The organism is Microlunatus elymi, assembly GCF_007362775.1.
Taxonomy (GTDB): Bacteria; Actinomycetota; Actinomycetes; order Propionibacteriales; family Propionibacteriaceae; genus Microlunatus; species Microlunatus elymi.
In genome coordinates this window covers 1,046,928-1,064,280 of record NZ_CP041692.1, presented here as the reverse complement: position 1 = coordinate 1,064,280, position 17,353 = coordinate 1,046,928, and the positions used below count along the sequence as shown (strand labels likewise).

Below are 17,353 nucleotides of genomic sequence, written 5' to 3'. Positions count from 1 at the left end.
TCACAGGTGTCTCCTTCGTCTCAGGAGTTACACCGTTAAAATTACAGTCCCCCCTTAGCCTCGATCCGTGGACGAGTAGTCGGTTGGGTGGGGCTGTCCAGCGTGTGAGGACGTGAGAGGCCTTCCTGGCAAGGGAGAATCTGTGTTGCTAACGCACTGATCCGACCGAACCAAGAAGGCACTGATAGTGAAACTACCTCATGGGTGGACGCGGGCTGTTCCGATGTTCGATGAGGAGCACCTGGTGTCGTGTGCCGGGCTGGCTCCGGTGATGGGTCTGGCCGAGCGGGCCGGCTTGTCGGAGTTGCTGGCCGACCGGGTTCGGGTCGATTCGGCATGGGTGGCCTCGTCTGGGGTCAACCCGGCGGGGAAGGTCACCTCGATCATCGCCGGGATGGCCGCAGGTGCGGACTGTATCGATGATCTGGACGTGATCCGGGCTGGTGGAACGGCGCGACTGTTCAAGCAGGTGTACGCGCCCGCGACCTTGGGTCAGTTCCTGCGCAACCTCAGCCATGGACACACCAGCCAGCTGGCGTCGGTGGCCCGAGCCCACCTGGTCAACCTCGTCGGCTGCAGCGACTTGTTGCCGGGGATCGAGCAGCGGGCGTTGATCGATATCGACTCGCTGCTCCGTCCGGTCTACGGGCATGCCAAGGAGGGTGCGAGTTTCGGGCACGCCAAGATCGCCGGCAAACAGGTGCTCCGCAAGGGCCTGTCGCCGCTGGTGACCACGATCAGCACTACCGACGGTGCCCCGGTAGTGGCGGGGATCCGGCTGAGGGCCGGGAAGGCCGGATCCGGGCGTGGTGCGGCATCGATGGTGACCGAGGCCATCGGCACCGCCCGACAGGCCGGCGCGACCGGCGAGATTTTGGTGCGGGGCGATTCGGCTTACGGCAACCACCTGGTCGCTGGAGCCTGCCTGGACCACGGCGTGCGGTTCTCACTGGTGTTGACCCGCAACGCCGCGCTCGACCAAGCGATTGCCTCGATCGCGGAGGATGCCTGGACTGCCGTGCACTATCCCGGTGCCGTCGTCGACCCCGACACCGGCGTGTTGATCTCCGACGCCCAGGTCGCCGAGGTCGAGGCGTTCACCGCCTTCGCCAGCACTGCCCGGCCGATCACCGCCCGGCTGGTCGTCCGCCGAGTGCGGGATGTCGCCAGGCTCGACGAGTTGTTCCCGGTGTGGCGCTACCACCCGTTCCTGACCAACAGTCTCGAATCCGTCACCCGAGCCGATGTGACCCATCGCCAACACGCGATCATCGAAACCGTGCACTCGGATCTGATCGACGGCCCGTTGGCTCACCTGCCGTCGGGCCGATTCGCCGCCAACACAGCCTGGGCGATCTGCGCCGGGATCTGTCACAACCTGCTCCGCGCCGCCGGCAGCCTGGTCGGCGGCCGGCATGCCGTGGCTCGGGGAGCCACCCTGCGCCGGCACCTGATCATGGTGCCCGCCCGGATCGCGCGGCCGGCCCGCCGAAAGTTCCTGCACCTACCCGCTCACTGGCCCTGGGCCGATCAGTGGCTCCGATTGTGGCACCACGTGTTCACCAACAGCATCGGGCCACCGGCAGCCACATAGCCCATCGACCCGACCGCCGCATCGGCGCCAACCGGAGAGCAGACGTGGAAAAGCTGGGCAGACCAGCAACTCACCCATGCCCCGACGACAAACAACGAGCCAATCCAAGATCAACATCACAAACCAAGATCAACACCCGAGCCAGTCCACGGATTGAGGCTTAGCGAGAACGCTTGGCTACCAAAGCGTTCCCGCTGGGACGCGGTCCCGTTGGCGAACGTCTGCCGAGACGGAGTGTTGCCAGACGCCGGTAACTTCTGATGAGGCCCGTGACAGACCACTCGTCCCTAGGATCTGGACGTGGGTAACGAACACGCACCAACCGAGTTGCCCGACGGTTCGATACTCGGCCCCGACGGCGAGGTCTATCGACACACCGACCAGCGTCTTCGCCGGCGATCGAGCGGATTGGAATTGATCGCCGCCGGCGCCGCGGTGATGACTGACGTCTACCCCGACGGCTGGACCTGGTACAGCGGTTCGTCAGCCGCGTCCGCATGGGCCGAGATTGCGCCGCGGCTCGTTTCGGGACGACGTCCAAGCCCAAATGATCTCCAATGGGTCGGCCACATTTGGAAGTCCGACACAGGCCGCATCCTTCTGCGCTTCGACGGCGAGCACTAATCGACGCCGAACGCCTGGTCTGCCGTTGCGGGGACTTGCGCGCTGATCAAACACGTGTTCGCACGAGGACCCATCACCGGGCGGGGCGACTAGTCTGCGACGCAGCAGAGGGACGGCTGCGGTTCCGTGCCGGCTGTCGATGGCTGCTTCTCTGCGACCCGCCCGACGGACATAAAAGCCGCCTGCAGAGGGCAGTTAGCGATCAATCGCGCGATGATTCCAGTTGCGTACCCGTGCCTCGTTCGGAAGCATGCGGGCGATGACCATTCGCGATCTTGTCGCCGATTCCGGCTTGCCCAGCATCCAACACCTGGAGGCCCTGACTGGCGGGGCCCGAATGGACAACAAACTGACCTTGGTGACTCTGACCAACGGCCAGCAGCTCCTTGCACGGAAGCCGATCGCCGCCGACGATTTGCAGGACCAGGCACCCCGGTCATCATTCCTGGCCCAACTCGGCATCGGTTTCCCCAAGGTCTACGCAACCGCCCCGGACGGCTCCAGCCTGGTCGAGTGGATCCCCGGGGTCTCCTTCGCCGACCGACTCGCTGCCCCAGAGACGACACCCGACCCGGAGGACGTCGTTTGGACCTGGCTGGGCGAAAGCCTCGCAGCCGTCCACGCTGTGACCTTTCCCCAACCCCTGCAGGGACCGGTCGGCCCAACAGAACTAACGTTGAAGCCTCAAGATCCGGTCGACGACCTCCTAGCGAGCCTCAACCGAGCACGCTCCTGGATCACCCAGCGCGGCGAACGACCGGCTAACCTACCTGACCGCCTCACCGGCCTGCTCGACAAGCACGCGGAGTCAATCCGTGCAGAGCACCCCTGCCTCCTCCACGGAGACAACAACCTCGACAACTTCATCGTCACCGAACACGGCGTACGCGTTATCGACTGGGACTACCCCGAAGTTGGCTACCCGTTAGCCGAGCTCAGCGCACTGGACGAGCACGCCTACCTCAACGGACTGCTTGCAGGACTGCCGCAGGCCTTCTGGCGCGGCTACGGACGCACCTACCCGAGGGAGCTGATCCTGCTCTATCGAGCCATCGGCTGTATCAACTGGCTGACTCAAGACAACTGGCGTGGTTTCCAAACCGATCCGGCGATCAGCGACACCATGAAGCAGAAGCTCCACCGATGGCACGGTCTTCTCACCAGCTGGATCGACACATTGCCAGACCTGCTCCGGTAATCGATCACGGATCCTCCAGCGGACAGCAGGCGTAGCCGCGTTGTCTAGACTTGTGCCCTGTCGAGGGCTCGATCCAGCGCATACAGGTAGTAGAGGTCGCCGGTCTTTGCCGCCCGTTGTGAGCTCCCGTGACTGATGAGTCCCCGTGCGACGGATGGGGCCATGGCCGCAGCTCCGGTTATACCGGCTGCAACTGCAGTGCCGAGGTCGAAGGTGTTGGCTGCGATGACGGAGACGGCGGCGGGGGCCCATCGTCCGAGCGCGAAGCTGCCGAGATCGCCGCCAGCCGCTCGAACCATGTCCCGCACGAGCCCGTGATCGGCCATGGCTTGCCGCAGGTCGGCGAGGGCCGGATCTACGTCAGGTCGCCACAGCGCATCGATCTCCGCTTGGATGTGCTCGTCGAAAGGCCCGGTTTGCAGTTCGCCGCGGAGCTTCGCGACCTTACTGCGGTAGCGCGTGAGCGGGTCTTGAAGGTCGCTTCGCAAGTCCACTACCTCGTCGACGTGGGCCGTCGGGAACGCTGGGAGGCGGGCAATGAATCCCGTCCCGATGACAGCTTCACCTGCGTTGCCGATCGTGCGCTGTGGCGGGGTGACGAGTCCTTCGCTGATCATGGACTGGATCAGGGAGGCGACCGTCGCGTCCAACAGAAGGAACCGGGTCGGGTCCATCAGGTACTTCTTTAGTTCGCTTGCGAACTGGTCGAGCATGTTGTCACCCTCAAGCTCGACCCGGTCGTTGAAGCGAAGGAGTTTCCGATCGATGGCCCTGTCGAGATCGGACAGGCCCGAGCTGTCCCGAATCCCGCTGACGATTGTCCGGATCTCTGACATGGCCTCGGACGTAGTTCCCTGGACGCCTTCCAATACGCCGAGGAATGAATTGACATCGGGGTCGCCGAATCCGATGGCCGCGCGGATGTCGCTCGGGTCGGCAAACAGAATCGGCAAGACCTCCCTGAGCTGGCTTGGGTCGAGTCTGGGATCCATGCTCCGTAGCTGGTCATCGTCGAGGGATCCGATCAAGGCGAGCAAGTTGCGAGGATCGCCAGCGGCAAAGTCACTGAACTGCCGGACCATCTGATTGCCAAGGCTCAGGACCTCGACGGAGTCGGCGTACAGCAGGGACGCTTTGATCAGCTCGATCTCGTGGTGAAGGCTAAGAATCTCAGCGCCGCCGTCATCGATCCCTGTGATCACTGCGACATGCGTCCGGACGACCGTGGCTGACGTCCGCTTCCGCTGTGGGCGCTCCCGCCGAACCGCACGAGCCATCTTGGGCCTCGCTCTCTCGCATCCTGTATCCCATGCCGCGTCTACTTATACACGCCAGCCCCGACAGGACCGGGCGGGCGATCGATCCGTCAATTCGAGGGGACGAAGTGCCGCAGGACGCACGTGAGAGTTCCGGCTATGAGCATCAAGATCACGACCATGCGGTGACCGCGAAGGATCCTGCACCGATACGCCGCCCCGGCCAGAGCCCTCATCTATTCTCACAGGCGTGCCGATTCGACGGTAGCGTGCGAACATGCACGCTCGTGGGTCGACGGCGATCCTCTCTTGCGGCAGGAGAAGTACCTGCGCACTCCTCGTCTCAGGAACGATGCTGCTCGCAGGGTGCACGACCACAGGTACCGGCGCGAGCCAGCAGGGTGGCGCGGAGCCCAGCCATCACACCCACACGAGCACAAAATGCCAGGACGGGACCGGCGAGCAGAACTCGCCGCTCATCGGACATGGCCAACTGACAATGAATGGGCTCCTCTTTCGGCCGAGCGGCTCGATCCATCCGGGCCAAAGCACGAAATTCGTCTGGCGACTCACCGGCGCCGGCACCGCTCAGTTCACTGCCACTGGGCCATCGGGATCCACAATTCGCCCAGACTGGGGCCCGGAGTCACATGGCCGAGCCAGCAACTTCTCTGCGCCCGGGGACGAATGGGGCATGGCTTTCACGTTTCCGATCTCGGGCTGCTGGACCATCAACGCATCGCGGAACAAGAACGCGTCGCACGCTGGCGTCCGGATCACGACCCGGTAGTCGTTCGCTCAGCCGTGTCGGCGTCCGCCTATGACGAAACTCGCAGCTGGCGTCTCGTAGGAGGATCCGCTATCGAGACGGAATTTGATCATGGTCTGACTGGCAAGAGCCCGTCCCGGAAGCGGAGCGATGACCGGGCGGGTGGAAGCCGCGGTTAAGACGCAACTGGCACGCTGCGAGACTCCGGTGAGTCCGCTCGGGCATCGGTTCCGGTGTCGCGTGCGCTGAGCCGGTTGTCGGGCGTGGCGTTCTGCACCTCTTTGGGCGCGCGGAACCTGTCGCGAACACCGCCGGAGTTGATTGTGGCGCCTACTTGCCGGGTGGTAGCTTGATCGGACCGCAGCCACTCTGCCTCTGGATCCTCCTGTGAGGACGACAATGCATTTGGCCACGGGTAGCACGACCTAGTTTCCGGCGAAAGGCCTGCCGGCGGTTTGTGCTGCCCTGTTCTGTCCGCATTGCTGGGAGGGCATTCAGTGGCTAAGTCAGAGGATTTGTCGGCTTCTCATGCGTTGTTGGTCGCGGCGCGCACATCGTGGCGTGCTATCCATGACGCGGCGCGTGAAGGTAGCCGGTGGTTTGCGATCGCCGCGGTGTTGAGCCTGTGTCATGCGTTGGTTCCGCCGGCCGAGGTGTGGCTGTTGAAGCGGTTGATCGACCAGATCAGCGCACCGGATCGCGATCCCCGGCAGTTGCTGTTGGCGCTGGCCGGGTTGACGGTTGCTGTCGGTTTGAACTTCTCCATCGGGTATCTGGCGCTGACGGCATCGCAGCGCACGGGGTTGCGGCTGGGTTGGTACTACCGCGCGAAGTTGGCTCATGCTGCTGCGGCGTTGGAGCCGCGGCGGCTGGCCGACCCACAGGTCACCACCGACCTGCAGGTCGCCGACATCGCGATCGCACCGATGACCAGGGCGCCGGGGATGGCGTTGCAGCTGATCGGAACCGCGATCACCGCCGCCGGGCTGTGTGTAGCAATCTTTTCGTTCAGTCCCGCGGCTGGACTGCTGGCGTTGGCGGCGTTGTTGCCGACGGTCGTGGCGATGACGTTCATCGCCCGAGTGGAGGCGCGTGGCTGGCCGCCGGTGGCGGCAGTGCAGCGGCGTTCGGCCTATGCGATGGAGCAGTTGCTGCAGCAACGATCCGGCACCGAACTTGCCCTGCTCGGCACCGGACACAAGGTCGCCGACCGGGTCTCGCGTGAGCAGCGGCAGGGGATGATCTTGCTCGACAAGGTGCTGGCGGCGGATATGCGGTGGGAAACGGCCGCGTCGGTCGGCACCGCCGTGCTGTTGGCTGCCGCACTGTGGGCGCTGGTGGTCACCGACGCCGGGGCGGCGCTGGCTGCGGCCGCAATCGCCGGGATCTTGTCGGGATTGTCCGCTATCCGATTCACCGGCCATGCGTTCGGCAACCTGGTATCCCTTGCACCCCAGGCCGAGACCTACGAACGCACCGTGACCGACGCATCGCACCAGGCCAGGGTACGACCGGGCGCTCGGGCCGGCCGGCTCGAGGTGGACCGGCTCACGGTCCGGTATCCGGGAGCCTCGGGCCCGGCGGTCGACGACGTCTCACTGGCCGTCGAGCGGGGCGAGATGATCGCGTTGGTCGGAGTCAACGGTGCGGGCAAGACCACCACGATCAACTCCATCATCGGCGTCGTCAGTGGCGAGGCCGGGACGATTCGGATCGACGCCCAGCAGATCCAAGCTCCACTCGACCCCGAAACCTCGGCGAAATTCGGCCTCCTGATCCAAGAGTTCGGCCGGTACGAGTTCACCGTGCGCGACGTCGTCGGGCTCGGCACTTCGGCGGAGAACTACTCCGATGATCAGATCTGGGTAGCCCTGGACAAGGCACGGATCGGGGGCCGCATCCGCGACCTTCCAGATGGCCTTGATACCCAGCTTGGTCAGCAATGGGGCGGGGTCGGGCTGTCGGGTGGTCAATGGCAACGTCTCGCCCTGGCCAGAATCTACCTGAGGGACGCTGGAGTCTGGATTCTGGACGAACCCACCAGCGCGATCGACGCCGAAGCCGAAGCCGAAATCTTCGCCGCCCTGCAACAAGACAAACACGACCGGATCACCATCGTGGTCTCCCACCGCGCCTGGACGTTAAGAGGGATGGATCGCATCTACGTGTTCGACCACGGCCGAATCGTCCAGGTCGGCACCTTCTCCGAACTCCTCAACCAGCCAGGCCGATTCGCCGAACTCTTCGCCGAACAGCTATCTCCACAACCCTGACCCATGGACACCCCCGACGCGGATGAGCTACCCCCTCCCCCCTCCCCGAAATGGCCGATCTCGGCCGCCCGGTCATCTATCGCCGGGGAGCCGCCCGGTCAGGGGACCTTGCCACGTCATCACCGGGCAGGGACTCAGCTCTGACGTGCAAGGTCACGGATCGGTCACCGGGCGGACTTCTTGGAGGTCGATCGCGACTGGCATGATCAGGCCCATGCTGCGCTTCCCGCCCCCGCTGAAGCCGGGCGACAAGATCGCCGTGACGTCACCATCGGCCGGGGCAAGCGGTGCAGGCGCAGAGCGGGTCCGCTTCAGCGTGGACTGGCTGCGCGATCAGGGCTATGAGGTGATTGTCGGACAGTGCATGGACGGGTCGGGACTCACCTCCGCGCCCGCCGAGCGACGCGCCGCCGAACTGACCGCGATGCTGTGCGACCCGGAGATCCGATGTGTCCTTCCACCGTGGGGCGGGGAAACCGCGATCGACCTCGTCGACCTGCTCGACTGGGACGCCCTATCCACTTCCGACCCCACCTGGCTCGTGGGCTACTCCGACATATCGACCGTCCTGCTGCCCGTCACGACCCGCCTCGGCTGGGCCACCATGCACGGCGACAACCTCGCCGACACGCCATACCGAACGCCCGCGGGGCTGAAGTCCTGGATCGAACTCGCCTCCGGCAGCGGACCGCACGTCCAGAGCGACTCGGGCCTGATCGCCACCTGGCGCCGATTCGAAGAAGACCCCCAGGCCGTCGACTGGAAGGACGTCGGAACCGGAACCTGGCGACTCGACGGCGTCGAGTCGCTCTCTGCGACCGGGCGGCTGATCGGCGGCTGCATCGAGACCATCGCCAACCTGGCAGGCACCTTGTATGGCGACGTTCCTGCGTTCGGTCAACAACATGCCGAAGACGGCTTGATCATCTACCTCGAAGCCTGCGAAGACGACGCCGCGACCATCTGCCGCAATCTCCACGGGCTCCGGTTGGCCGGATGGTTCGAGCACGCCAACGCGATCCTCATCGGACGAACCAACGCAGCCGACAATCCCCAGATGACCCAGAACGAGGCGGTGCTCGACGCCCTGGGCCGCCTCGATCTGCCGATCGTGTTTGACCTCGAGATAGGCCACGTGCCTCCGCACCTCCCGCTGATCAACGGTGCCCTGGCGACAGTGACGATTGACGAGGAAACCCGCCGGATCGTGCAAGAACTGTCGTAAGGCGTCTGCTGCACACCGTCAGGACCTACGAAACCCCAGCTTGACGGGCAATAGGAGGTCATTTTCGCCGCCCGCAGGCCGTTCCCAGACTGATACGGCTGGCCACCGCCCCGGCAGCGTCCGGCGCCGGCAGGCCATCGGGCACCCTCACCGGTCACCGAGCTGAGCTTGCGATCGCCGGCGCGGTTGGGATCCGGATCCGGGCGGCTATCCGCAGGTCACTGCCTGGTGCGAGCCTTGATGGCCAAGGCCCCCGACGACTGCCGCCCCCAAGATCAGCACGACCGAAACCGGCCACCAGACCCCACCGGTGGCCAGCTCGATTACCGCTGCCACCACAACGCAGCACATCCCAAGCAGTAGCAACACTCTCGACTACGGCATTAGCTACACCTCTTCGCGCTACCACGTTGTTCGGAGCGCTCCACCGCGATCGAGTTTTCCGCGCTCGGATGCCGCCCGCAAGCGGTTCCCTCACCGGTTTGGCCGTGGCTGCGTTACAGGGAGCGCTTTGGCGCGTTCCTTGTCGCACAAGCGGACCCCTTGCGGTGAAGAGGTGTGGTCGTGTTGTTGTTTGCAGGACGGTGGGCCGGCCGTGGGGATCGGCTCTCGGCCTTCGAGTTGCTTGAGCCAGGGATTCCAGTGCATCGAGTCCTGGGGATCGTGGTCGCCGATCCATTCGGCGCACTGCATCAGATCAGAGAGAAGCAGGGTCGTTTCGCGTTCGGTGCTGACGTTCGACAGCCGGTCGAGCACGCCGCGAAGGAGGTCCAGGTGTGGCCAGGATCCTGGTGGCGCGGCGTCGTCGGGCGGGGCGCTGATCTCGCCGGCGAGGTAGTGCACGTCCCAGCTGAGTGCGCCGGTCGCAACGCAAGAGAAGTCCCAGAGCCCGGTCACGATGCCACACGGGCAGTCGAGCACCATGTTGCCCAGGTGGAAGTCGCCGTGCAGCACACGCTCGCCGGTAGTGGCGAGTTCCTGGCTGTAAAGGTCGCGGTAGATAGTCAGGAGCTTCTCGATGCCCGGGCTAACTGCTGCGGAAAGTTGGCGAGTGTTGCGGTGAGTTGTCCCAGGTAGGGAGGCCCGCCGATTGACGAGATGCCCAGCTGCGGGATGTCGGCGGTGGTGAATGCATCCGGCCAGGCGCTGAGCAGGTCGGCGAGTGAGCCGGTGAGCCGCTGGCGTTCCACGCTGGTGGCGGCGTGCCAATGCTGTGGGATGAAGTCGGTGCCGGTGATCTTGGGATAGGCCATGCAGCAGGTGTGGTCGCCGGTCCAGACCACGTCCGGCGTCTGAACTGGAAGACGTCCGCGGACGTGGGTCAGGACGGCAAGTTCGGTTTCGAACCTGGCAGTATCGCGGTGGCGCGGGAACAGGATGATCCAGTTTGGTGTTTCGAGGACGACGCTCTCACAGCCCTCGCGTCGGATCGCTGCAGAAGCGTCAAGGCTGCGCGCGGCAGGCTCGTTGGCGATCGCTGCAAGCATGCCGCCGAGGAAAAGGTCTTCCAAGAACGTCGTGACGGTCACGGGGGCATGGTGCCCAGATCGGCCAGTGCTTCTGCAAACAGAATTCCGCGCGCCCCGGACACAAGCGCCCGTTCAGCGGGTCCACCCGCCTGGTCACCGGGCACCACGCTCACAGACTCGGGTCGCCGTCACGGATCCCATGTGACACGCGCTGACCACGACCTGCCGGGCGCCGGCGGGCGCTCGGCAGCTGTGTCCGACAAGGAACGGCTTACGGTCTCACCATCTCCACCCGAAGCTCCACCCGTGGGTTGAGGGCAAATCGCTAGCTCTAATCGGGAGCCTGGATGGGTGAGTGTTACCGACTGGATCATCGATATTGTTCTGATTGGGCTGGTTGTGCTGCAGCTGCGGGACCGACGTCTGTCGGTACTGCAGATGTGCTTCCGATCGCCATCATCACTTGGGCGATCGTGTCCTATGTTCACTCCGTCCCGACGAGTGGAAACAGCTTGACGATTGTCGTGGTCGCGATCATTGTCGGAGCAGGCATCGGCGCGGGGGTCGGACTCTTGACCCGGGTGCACGAACGCGACGGTGTCGTTCTGCTCCGCGCCACTGCGTGGGCTGCGATCTTGTGGATTGTCGGCATGGGGCTCGGCTGGCGTTCCAGCTATTCGCTACCAACGGTGGGGGTGCAGCGTTAGGGCGGCTGAGTGTCGAGCATCAGATCAATGTCGACACGTGGCCGGCGGCGTTGATCTTGATGGCCGCGGCCACGATTCTGGTTCGGACCATCATCCTGGTCCTGCGTACCTATCGCGCCAACGAACGTCTCAAGGTGTCTGCCCATCAGCTCGGCGAGAGATCTTGACGAGCTGGCCGCGGCCGGAACGCCTTGAGGTGCCCGGTCAGGGGCCTTGCCGCCGTAGCAACTGGTGCCCGGTGCAGGATCCGCTACTGGGACAGAACTTGATCATGATCTGACAGCGGCGACCTAGTGTCGCAGGAGGAACCCCCTGCAGGCGGTCAGGTGGTGTCTGGTCGGATCTGGACGAAGTGGTCGGTTTTCCAGCCGGTCAGATCGAACAGTCCGCGCAGGGCGAGCGATGCTCTCCGTAGTCCGTGCCGGGCGATCAGTTGGTCGATAGGCCATGTGCCGAGACCGTCGAGGTAGAGATCTATCGCCTGCCGTCGGGCAGCGCCGACGCCGCAGCTGTGGATTGATTTGGGTGATGCAGGAAGCCGAGACGCCCTCGACCGTTTCGTCGCAGGTGCTCATTGTCTGACTGGGTCGCATCTGCGCGATTTCGGCGTGTGCGGCGTTGATTTCGGAGTCGATCACGGCGGCGCCCCAGGCGTCACGTGGAGCCCAGCCTGGCATCTGGAGGGCTGTCGCGACGGCATTGTGGATGGCGATGTGATCGGGGTGTCCGGTGAGTCCGTCCGCGCAAACGTCAGACGATTTGCGGTCGCAGGTCATCGATTACGGATCTGATGGCTGCCGCGACATCGGGGATCGGTGCGGCAGCCAAGGTTCGTGACCGATCGGTGGTGTCGATCCAGCGACCTGGCCGGGTGAGGTAGGACCAGCGGCTGACGCCGAGCAACTGGCACGATTGATCCAGGCGGCGCTCCCTGGCGCTACGTGCCGATGCTTCGTTGAGGCTGGGGTCAGCACTTTGTTCGGGAAGTTCTCCGCGGGTCGCGATGAACAGCTGGACCTGTGCGCCTGCGGCGGCCAGCCCATGAGTAGCGGCTGCGGTGGCGAACACTTCGTCGTCTGGATGAGCGTGGAAGACCGCTACCAGCTCGCCGGCTAACGCAGTCATAAGGTTTCCTGGTCCGATGCTGCTCAGCATTGCGTCTCCCTTGCGTTCGGTCGCTGAACGCCGAGGACGTTACCTCTGGGTGATACGGCCTCGGGCGTTCGTGATGCGATCGCGCACCTGCAACCAGGGTCAGCAGACCGCTCGCCGTGTCGAAAGTGACTGGCCTGCCGAGATTGACCAGACTGTCGGCGTGCATGGCGTCACCAGAGCTCCGTTTCCGCTGCTCGCAGAGCTGCCCGACAGCCTGCGCGGCGTGATTCTGGACTTTCACTGGGATCTGGATCGGTTGCACGCCGTGCGGTTGCCGGAGTGTGAGATTCCGGTCGTCGAACTGGCATGGCATCTTCAGCTTCCGTTCTGGGCGGTCGACGGACGACCGTTCCAAGTTGCGCCAGCCCAGGTGATGGCGGATCCCGAACGGCACGCGGGCCAGTGGCACCGCACCATGGCTTCGGACCTGCGGTATCCGCTCGACGGCTATGTCGGTCCAGCTGGGCGGATCACGATTCTTGACGGTGTGCATCGACTCTTGAAGGCCACCGCCGTCGGCCAGCCGGCCATCCAAATCCGGACGCTCCAAGTGTGCGACTTCGATGCCATCGCTGTCCCAGCCCGCTGATCGATCCGCCGGCGGGGCGGTGAGTTTGTCCCGTCGGCCGTGAGTTGGGTCGCACACCCGATACTTCCTTCTGTGGTGTTCTCCGGCCCGTGGCCTCACGATCTCCGACTCGATCCCTTTCGCGACGCCGTCTGGGAGCTGAGCCGTGATGGCCGCGTGGAGGCGTTCATGACCACCGAAGTGAGCCGCATGCGCGGTCTTCCGTTCTTCTGGGTCAAGCACGAGTGGCTGTGGTACCAGGTGAACTGGCTCGACGGCCGCCGCGATCATTCGAACGAAGACTATGGCCCGGAGTGGTACCTCGTAGCCGAACTGGAACCGGGCAGATTCGAGTACGACGACGGACTTGTGTTCGATGCCAAGCCTGTTGAGGGACCACACCGCATCGATTTGTGGGAGCGGTACGGACCTCCGTAAGCGACGCGCGGGTCTCATGGGCATCCACGTCCAGCGGGTGCCCGACCAAGGATCCCACCTAGCACACGGGTCCGCCGTTTGCGGACGCCGTCGAGCGGGCTCTGTGGCTACTTGGTCCGTGTGATTCGATCGAGCGTCTTGGCCCGATCGGTCAGTGCCACGATCCGGTTGGCCAGCGGTCGAACATCAAGGGCGGGTGAACGGCTGTACATGAACCGAACCAGATCCATTGCCACCAAGGCGAAGCAGGCTCGTAGCGCATCTGGCCCGGCGGCTTCGACTGCGGCATTGATTAGCAGTTCGAGCGCATCGGGTTCGATATCGGTGTGGTCGAGCAGCGTTGCGTAGTCGTTGACACGGGAGCCGCTTCCGATCGCCTCGATGTCGATCACTCCGCTGACTGTGCCGTGATCGAGCAGCACGTTGGAGTGGCGGAAGTCACCGTGCACCATGTCGGTACGCAGGAGGCAAGCGTCGGGGTCGGTCGTAGCCAGCAGCTGGTTACACGCCAAGATGAGGTCGCGACCAGGGGCTCCGGTCAGGGCCACGTCAGCTCGCAGAGCGTCCAGCCCCGCCTTGAGCTGGTTGGCGAGGTAGTCGCTCCAGCACCGGTCGGGATCAGGGTCGAGGCCCGCCTGAAGTTCGAGCACCTTGATCAACTCGGCGGCTTCGGCGATGCCGATCACGGCAACTTCTGTTCCCTGAACGAACTCTTGGATCTGGTATCCGATCCCGTTGGTCTGGCCGGTCGCGAGCCAGGCCGGCGTCGGGTAGCCGGCTGCGCGAACCTTCGCCACGGCGCGTTCGGCTCGAATCATCTGCTGCGCCCAGCTCGGCGTCGCGAGTTTGAGCACCGCGACCTGCCGACGGTCGGATTCCAGCCGCCACGCTCCTGATTGGTGGCCACCGCCCAGCTGATTGCACAGTCGCCACGATTGCGGACCGTTGGCGTTCGCGTCGCTGACTGCAAGCGCGGCCAGTTCCTCAGGGAGCACAGCGCAACGGTTGCGTAAGGATCTGCCGATGACAAACAGATAATCCACCGGTCGCTCGAACGCCCCAAGGGCCCGCTGAGCGATCCGATCCGCGCACCGCGTCCTGGGCGCGCTTGAGGAGGCCGTTAAGGTGTCCGGGCCGTCTGCCTGGTGCCGGTGTCAGAGGTCGGTGACGGCATGCGCCAAAGAACCTCTGTCGATCCACGCACATGGTCCAGAGCATCTGTTGTTCACAGGTCGTACTCGACCGCCTTCCGTCGCCGATACCGTCGCCAAGCGCTCACCACGCTGGAGATTGCCGCGACGGCCCCGCCGGCTACGACACTCCATGGGCCCGCGTAGCGGGTACCGAGGAAGATGATTAGCGCTGCAATCACAGCTCCGACGATGGGTTCGAGGATCAACCTTCGCCGAAGAGATGCGGTCGGGTTTCTCAACTCATCGCGTGACGTGGCCCGTCGCCAGTCCCAAAGCTGGGAGCATGCGGTGATGGCGATCGCGCTGGCGAACAACAACGCGGCGATGAGGATCGGCATCACGGCCATACACTCGCAGAATCGTCTCTCCCTCGCTGCTGGATTGGTAGATCACAGCGACCACACCGAATCTGGTGTCGATGCTCGCACCTTCGCTGGACCGGTCATGGAGCGTAAGCGCGCTAACCACTAGGCGGCCGGTGCGGGAAACCGTGTGACGGCATAACGCGGCGTGCTCTAGATCTGCGTCCCGTCGCTGACCTGAGTCGTATCGTTTCGGCCCGGAAATCCTCCCGGTCAGCTATACATGGCCCATGTCATTCGATGCCGCGCGGGCGTGGGGTTTGTCGCGTCGCCGGAGGCGGGTGGCGATCATTGTGACATCCGGCAGTGGTTTGCTCACGCTGATTGTGGTCGGCGTGACAGCTGGCTGGTCGGATTGGCGTGACGCCGTGGGTATGGCTTGCGGCGTTTCTGGGCTGGCCGCGATCGTGACGACGATCAGCATGCCCATAGTCGGGAGCCGGGTAGAACGCGTGAACCCGTTGGCCCGGCTGGACAGTCGGACCAAACGCAGAGCATTGCGCTGTATCCGGCGCGGCGCGACGGGCGATGCTCCGGTCGGGGTTGATCTTGAGGCAATCGCGTTCTTCTGGGGCCGAAGTCAGGTGCGATCACTCCGACTCGCCTGGCCATTGGTGTTCATCCTGTTCGGGGGAGCGTTGACCGATACCGAGGCGTGGATCCAGATCGGGCGAATCGCTTTCGCAATAGTTCTGGTCCCGTTGATCGTGTACGCGGTCCGTGACGTCCGGTCGTGTCGCCGCTACCTGGCCGCGTCCGAACTTGCCGTTCGGACCGCAGCGGATGACGAGGACGGCAGTACGTATGGCTGAGTTCCGTTGCCAAGTGTCGGCTGAGCGGAGGTGTAGCCGATGGAATTGCACGTGGCGCTGGGACCCCCGCTGCGCCAGGCGGCAGTGATTCTGGGCTTGGCGATCGTCGTCGTTGTTGCCGTCGTACTGGACGGCGGTCCCGATGATTCGTCGACTGTGGTATTGCTGTGTTTCGCGGCGGTGCTCCTCGCGGTTCGGGTGGGGGTCGCCGTGGCCGCTCTCCGGGCGCGCCAGCAAGGTCAAGTCGCGATCCGCATCGACAGCGATGGCATAACCCGAAGCGGAGAGCCGCTGGTCTCCTGGTCGCGGATGGAGACCGTTCGCGTCAGGTACTTCTGGGGTCCACTCGCGCACCCGCGCCGACTTCACCAGAGAGCGCGGGTGATCCAGTTCCTCCTCGCACAAGAGAGCCGCTTTGCCAACCGGGCCGGCACCAAGCCGGTCGCTGGATTGATCATCGGCGTGGCGAACTACGACGCCACGCTGGATGAAGTGCTCGCAGCCGTCAGACGGTATTCGACCGTACCGATTCAGTTCGACTGACCAGCAGCGCAGCGGTCCCCTGGCCGGCATCTAACACGTGCCCGCTGCGGACCCTCTACCGGACGCCAGCCGCAAGCCCGTCCAAGCCGGACGGCGGGACCGATAAGCGGACCTCAAACGGCGGGCTCGGCCCACCGTCCATCTGCGGGGAACTCAGCCCGGATCTGAAGCCCGACGGCATCTGCGTGAGGAACCAACCAAAACCAGGTTTCGGAATCGTAGACGGCCGGAGTCGGTGGACCCGTGAGTTGACGAAGCCTCCTTGGGCGAGGTTGTCCTTGGTGGGTGCGTTGCGCAGGACCGCTTGGCGCAACTTGGGGTTGCGGATGAGCTGCCGAGCACACGGCGATACACACCCGGGTCGGCTGTGTTTCGATTGGCCGGTGTGGATGAGAAGGCGTACGAGGGCATCCGCCGGAGACTCCAAACCGCAGCTCAGCCGGGCTGGCCGGCTACGTCGGGGACCAGGTCGCCGTCGGAGTCCTCGAGGCCGGTCGTCAAATGAACATCGCGATTGTCGACGGCGCCCGCGAGGGGGGGTGAGCAGGTCGTTCGCCGCAGTGACGCACCCCAGCAACAAAGATGCGCTCAACGCCACCGCAGTCGGAAAGGTCCTGCTGGCTCACATGCCCGGCGACGATGCCGACGACATCATCCGAACTCTCAGCTTCGAGCCGAGGACCGAGCGGACGATCGCGACGCCGACCCGCTTGCGCCAGCAACTGGTTCGGATTAGACGGCTCGGGTACGCGACCTGCGTTGGTGAGAACTACCCGGACGTCAACGGGATCGCGGCACCGCTACAGGACAGCGACGGAAACGTGACGGCTGCGATCTGTATCAACGGACCCGCGTCCCGGCTCACCCCGGCCAAACTCCGCGACCATCTGCCGCTGCTTCCAGCGTTTCGCGGCCGAGTGCTCCCGTCTGCTGAGCTGAAATGCCTTCTGGGTGGAGGTGGATGGGTCCGTTCGATGCATCCTGAGGTCGGCAGGGCCATCATTGAAGTCCACACCGATGAGCACCCAGATCACTACTGGACAGTCCCACCACTTCTCGGCGCCTTTCCGACGGGCCACCTGACTGACCGCATCCCACAGGATTGCATTTCTCGCACAGTTGTTCGATAGTCGACGCATGGCGTACGGACCGAACTGGCACGGAATG

At 64.4% G+C, this 17,353-nt stretch carries 17 protein-coding genes; 12 read left to right on the top strand and 5 right to left on the bottom strand.

Features of this window, described 5'->3' with window-relative positions; all coding sequences use genetic code 11:
* Positions 1 to 187 precede the first annotated feature (187 nt).
* The 3 genes from FOE78_RS04690 to FOE78_RS04680 all read left to right on the top strand — a co-directional run bounded on the left by FOE78_RS04690 (position 188) and on the right by FOE78_RS04680 (position 3,416).
* Positions 188 to 1,594: an IS1380 family transposase gene (locus tag FOE78_RS04690; RefSeq protein ID WP_168207289.1), complete on the top strand. Its 1,407-nt coding sequence runs from the start codon at positions 188 to 190 to the stop codon at positions 1,592 to 1,594.
* Positions 1,595 to 1,894: 300 nt separating this feature from the next.
* A complete protein-coding gene (locus FOE78_RS04685; protein ID WP_143985281.1) occupies positions 1,895 to 2,218 on the top strand; it encodes a hypothetical protein in 324 nt (107 codons plus the stop codon).
* 259 nt (positions 2,219 to 2,477) lie between these two features.
* On the top strand, positions 2,478 to 3,416 hold the full coding sequence (locus tag FOE78_RS04680) for a phosphotransferase family protein (protein WP_168207380.1): 939 nt from the start codon (positions 2,478 to 2,480) through the stop codon (positions 3,414 to 3,416).
* Positions 3,417 to 3,460: 44 nt separating this feature from the next.
* Here the strand turns inward: FOE78_RS04680 and FOE78_RS04675 are convergent, their stop codons facing one another.
* A complete protein-coding gene (locus tag FOE78_RS04675) occupies positions 3,461 to 4,618 on the bottom strand; it encodes a hypothetical protein (protein WP_143985279.1) in 1,158 nt (385 codons plus the stop codon).
* Positions 4,619 to 5,938: 1,320 nt separating this feature from the next.
* Here FOE78_RS04675 and FOE78_RS04670 point away from each other — a divergent pair.
* Both FOE78_RS04670 and FOE78_RS04665 read left to right on the top strand, forming a co-directional pair.
* Positions 5,939 to 7,714, top strand: coding sequence for an ATP-binding cassette domain-containing protein (locus FOE78_RS04670; RefSeq protein WP_143985278.1), 1,776 nt, complete (start codon positions 5,939 to 5,941; stop codon positions 7,712 to 7,714).
* Positions 7,715 to 7,928: 214 nt separating this feature from the next.
* A complete protein-coding gene (locus FOE78_RS04665) occupies positions 7,929 to 8,939 on the top strand; it encodes a S66 family peptidase (protein WP_143985277.1) in 1,011 nt (336 codons plus the stop codon).
* Between the two features lie 474 nt (positions 8,940 to 9,413).
* On the opposite strand, the gene FOE78_RS04660 is transcribed toward FOE78_RS04665, so the two are convergent.
* Together FOE78_RS04660 and FOE78_RS24535 are read right to left on the bottom strand one after the other, a co-directional pair.
* The gene (locus FOE78_RS04660) at positions 9,414 to 9,893 is read right to left on the bottom strand and encodes an aminoglycoside phosphotransferase family protein (protein ID WP_143985276.1); all 480 of its coding nucleotides are present in this window, start codon (positions 9,891 to 9,893) and stop codon (positions 9,414 to 9,416) included.
* 50 nt (positions 9,894 to 9,943) lie between these two features.
* A complete protein-coding gene (locus FOE78_RS24535; RefSeq protein ID WP_143985275.1) occupies positions 9,944 to 10,468 on the bottom strand; it encodes a protein kinase family protein in 525 nt (174 codons plus the stop codon).
* Between the two features lie 464 nt (positions 10,469 to 10,932).
* Here FOE78_RS24535 and FOE78_RS04650 point away from each other — a divergent pair, with 464 nt between their 5' ends.
* On the top strand, positions 10,933 to 11,115 hold the full coding sequence (locus FOE78_RS04650) for a hypothetical protein (protein WP_210414810.1): 183 nt from the start codon (positions 10,933 to 10,935) through the stop codon (positions 11,113 to 11,115).
* Between the two features lie 750 nt (positions 11,116 to 11,865).
* Here FOE78_RS04650 and FOE78_RS04645 read toward each other — a convergent pair.
* Entirely contained in the window at positions 11,866 to 12,270 is a 405-nt protein-coding gene (locus FOE78_RS04645; RefSeq protein WP_143985273.1) for a PIG-L family deacetylase, read from the bottom strand.
* Here FOE78_RS04645 and FOE78_RS04640 point away from each other — a divergent pair.
* Both FOE78_RS04640 and FOE78_RS04635 read left to right on the top strand, forming a co-directional pair.
* Positions 12,257 to 12,859, top strand: a complete 603-nt coding sequence (locus tag FOE78_RS04640; protein ID WP_143985272.1) for a hypothetical protein — start codon at positions 12,257 to 12,259, stop codon at positions 12,857 to 12,859. The two genes, FOE78_RS04645 and FOE78_RS04640, sit on opposite strands and share 14 nt — an antisense overlap.
* 72 nt (positions 12,860 to 12,931) lie before the next feature.
* Positions 12,932 to 13,276: a hypothetical protein gene (locus FOE78_RS04635; RefSeq protein WP_143985271.1), complete on the top strand. Its 345-nt coding sequence runs from the start codon at positions 12,932 to 12,934 to the stop codon at positions 13,274 to 13,276.
* A gap of 107 nt (positions 13,277 to 13,383) precedes the next feature.
* On the opposite strand, the gene FOE78_RS04630 is transcribed toward FOE78_RS04635, so the two are convergent.
* Positions 13,384 to 14,319 (bottom strand): phosphotransferase, encoded by a 936-nt coding sequence (locus FOE78_RS04630; protein WP_168207379.1) that lies wholly within the window; start codon positions 14,317 to 14,319, stop codon positions 13,384 to 13,386.
* 441 nt (positions 14,320 to 14,760) lie between these two features.
* Here FOE78_RS04630 and FOE78_RS04625 point away from each other — a divergent pair, with 441 nt between their 5' ends.
* The 4 genes from FOE78_RS04625 (at position 14,761) to FOE78_RS04610 (ending at position 17,316) form a co-directional block, all read left to right on the top strand.
* Positions 14,761 to 14,940: a hypothetical protein gene (locus FOE78_RS04625; protein ID WP_143985269.1), complete on the top strand. Its 180-nt coding sequence runs from the start codon at positions 14,761 to 14,763 to the stop codon at positions 14,938 to 14,940.
* A 313-nt stretch (positions 14,941 to 15,253) separates the two neighbouring features.
* A complete protein-coding gene (locus tag FOE78_RS04620; RefSeq protein ID WP_143985268.1) occupies positions 15,254 to 15,643 on the top strand; it encodes a hypothetical protein in 390 nt (129 codons plus the stop codon).
* A gap of 39 nt (positions 15,644 to 15,682) precedes the next feature.
* Positions 15,683 to 16,186, top strand: coding sequence for a hypothetical protein (locus FOE78_RS04615; protein ID WP_143985267.1), 504 nt, complete (start codon positions 15,683 to 15,685; stop codon positions 16,184 to 16,186).
* Between the two features lie 539 nt (positions 16,187 to 16,725).
* Positions 16,726 to 17,316 carry an IclR family transcriptional regulator gene (locus tag FOE78_RS04610; protein WP_210414809.1) on the top strand — a complete coding sequence of 197 codons (591 nt, stop codon included), beginning with the start codon at positions 16,726 to 16,728 and terminating at the stop codon, positions 17,314 to 17,316.
* Positions 17,317 to 17,353: the final 37 nt, after the last annotated feature.

Coding starts and splice junctions, on each gene's coding strand:
- FOE78_RS04680 (WP_168207380.1), top strand. CDS start 2,478: ATGACCATTCGCGATCTTGTCGCCGATTCCGGCTTGCCCAGCATCCAA.
- FOE78_RS04665 (WP_143985277.1), top strand. CDS start 7,929: ATGCTGCGCTTCCCGCCCCCGCTGAAGCCGGGCGACAAGATCGCCGTG.
- FOE78_RS04640 (WP_143985272.1), top strand. CDS start 12,257: ATGCTGCTCAGCATTGCGTCTCCCTTGCGTTCGGTCGCTGAACGCCGA.
- FOE78_RS04645 (WP_143985273.1), bottom strand. CDS start 12,270: ATGCTGAGCAGCATCGGACCAGGAAACCTTATGACTGCGTTAGCCGGC.
- FOE78_RS04625 (WP_143985269.1), top strand. CDS start 14,761: ATGGCGATCGCGCTGGCGAACAACAACGCGGCGATGAGGATCGGCATC.
- FOE78_RS04620 (WP_143985268.1), top strand. CDS start 15,254: ATGCCCATAGTCGGGAGCCGGGTAGAACGCGTGAACCCGTTGGCCCGG.
- FOE78_RS04615 (WP_143985267.1), top strand. CDS start 15,683: ATGGAATTGCACGTGGCGCTGGGACCCCCGCTGCGCCAGGCGGCAGTG.